Origin of the sequence: Serratia sp. Ag1, from assembly GCF_000743355.1 — a bacterium.
Taxonomy (GTDB): Bacteria; Pseudomonadota; Gammaproteobacteria; order Enterobacterales; family Enterobacteriaceae; genus Chania.
The window spans coordinates 1-2,441 of sequence record NZ_JQEI01000073.1 but is presented as its reverse complement, the minus strand read 5'-3'; the positions used below and the strand labels follow the sequence as shown (position 1 = coordinate 2,441).

At 55.0% G+C, this 2,441-nt stretch carries 2 protein-coding genes; both read right to left on the bottom strand.

Features of this window, described 5'->3' with window-relative positions; genetic code table 11:
- Window positions 1–493: 493 nt before the first annotated feature.
- Complete coding sequence (locus IV04_RS23840; protein WP_037441654.1) at window positions 494–2,155, bottom strand: terminase large subunit; 1,662 nt, start codon at window positions 2,153–2,155, stop codon at window positions 494–496.
- A partial coding sequence (locus IV04_RS23835; RefSeq protein ID WP_051916965.1) for a phage terminase small subunit P27 family occupies window positions 2,139–2,441 on the bottom strand: 303 nt, incomplete at its 5' end. The genes IV04_RS23840 and IV04_RS23835, both read right to left, overlap by 17 nt.

The window sequence follows — 2,441 nt, the reverse complement described above, 5'->3', positions numbered from 1 at the left end:
GTGGCGGTAACTGAGCATATTCTATATATCCATTTGATTTTATTTGTTTTTTATCTGTGATTATTTTGGTTTTTACCATTTATTACCCCACAGATTACCCCACGGATTACCGCACAGCGGCGAAAACTTGAGGACGGTTGCCGTTAGTATAAGGCAGATCTGCTTTATGACCGACTCAAAGGTGATGGAGGATTCAAAGAGGCCAGCCAAAGGTGGGATTGTATTGGCTGGCGATCTTCGTCTTAGTGGCTTATGTGGCTTGCTGTAACCTGATACCCATTCCAGTATGCAGTCCTGCCATTAACGGTAATCGTTTGGCCGAACTGATAAAGCATTAACTCCAGCGCTAACAGATCGAAGGCAATCACCCGTAACGGGTAGGCACTGCGCCTATCGCTCAATGCGAGAATTGTCGCTACAGCCATAACCTTACCTGTGCGATTCTGTACCCGTTTAGGGCCTTTGGTTATCTTTCCTGTCACTGTCACCATTGTTAAATACCGTTGAACTCCGCTAGGCGCTGTTGCTGTTCTTCGCTCATGTCGAAGGCAAATTCTTCATGCTGTAACTGATAGGTGCCAAAGCTCATCAGGAAGGCGACAGCGGGGTCTATCTTGTTGGCCGCCTTCTTCTTGTTCGGCTTGATATTGGCGTTGGCGTCGGTTTCCATCACCACGTTAGCCATCGCCCAGGTCAGCACCGGATCGCCGTTGTGCTCGATCACCTTACGGTTCACGAACACCTCTGCCGATTTCGCCACCGGGCTGAATTTCACATAGGTTTGCGGGAACGGCTCCACATCGAGGCCAGCCCCTTGAAGCTGGGTGCGGATCTGCGTGGCGTTCCAGGTATCGAAGCCCACCAGCTCGATGTTGAAGCGCTCGGCGTCGGCCAGCACATCATCACGGATGCGGTCATAGTCGATACAATCCCCCGGCGTGGTGCGTAACCAGCCCTGTTTCACCCACTGGCGGTACAAGGTGCGGTTTTTATTAGCCGGGTTCTGCAGTTGGGCTTCGGGGATATAGTGGCGCGTCAGCAGGCGCACACGGCGCTCCAGCGGGAAGGTATAGCAAACGCTGGTAATGTCACTGGTGGAGGACAGATCCATACCGGCGTAACACGTCAGCCCTTCTAGGTCGGCTTCGGTATAGTCGGCGGCGCAGGCTTTCCAGGCTCCTTCCCCCATCCACGGTGTCGCACCCTGGCACCAGATATTGAAACGCTTGGTCAGCATTTCTACCCACTGCGAGGGAATGCCCCGCGCCTTCTGGATGGTATCGGCCAGCGCGGCCACATCGACGGACACCGACAGGTTTGGATTGGCCTTCACCCACTGCGCCGGATCGTCTACTTCGTTCTCGTCGTCCAGCTCGTAGATCAACGCAAACAGGGATTCATTCTCTTCTTCCCCGGCCAATATCTGGCAGCAGTAATCATAGTGTTGCTTGCAGGCCGATACGATATTGCTACCGGCTGTCGTGATGGCAAACAGAATGCCTTCAGGGCGCGCCCCCATCCCCAGCTCGAGCGCCGAATACACGCCGTTATCCGGGTGCAGGTGGTATTCATCGACCACCGCCAGGCTGGGGTTAGTCCCTTCAATGGTGGAGGCTCTGGCCGCCAGCGGCTTTAACAGGCTGTTGGATTTGGCGTAAATCAGCTTGTGCTGCTGGATAGCCACCCGCTTGCGCAGCGGTTTGGAGAGCAGGCACATCTGCCGGGCATCATCAAACACGATACGGGCCTGATCCCGGCTCACGGCGGCGGTGTAAATGTCCTGCTGGCCGTGCTCCATCACCAGGAACCAGTTAGCCAGCATCGCGGCCACCGTAGACTTGGCATTCTTGCGCGGTACCTGAATATAGGCGCTGCGGTACTTGCGGCGACCGGTAGCCGCCAATTTGAAGCCCAGCAGGTTGGCAAAGGCGAACTGCTGCCACGGCTCAAGCGCTATCGGCTTGCCGCGCAACGGGCCTTTAACGTGGGGACAGAGGCGAGAAAAAGCGACAAAACGCTCTACAGTGGCCGTATCGAACACGTAAAGGGGGTTGTTGAGGTCGGAAAAGTAGCGGTTTACGGCCTGTTTTAGCCGCTTACACGCCGGTATTTCACCGCTTTTTATCGCTTCTGCGTATTCATCCCAGGCGGTCAAGTTCGTCTTCCTCCTCAATATCTACCGGATTACGGCGGCGGGATACCGGATCAAAGCCCAGCAGGGAAGACATTTTGATCATGATTTTTTCGGCGTCCGATTTGGCCTTCAGCGCGGGGTTGGTGGTGGTGGCACCGCGTGAACCCTCAACCGAAAAACCACGGGCCGCAAGGTCTGCCACGGCACGGCGGTACATCGAGTAGTTGAGGCAATACAATTCCAGGTTGCGCCAATCAGCATCAATTAAATCGCCGCGTTCCATCATTTGCTTGGCTCTCGCTTTCCA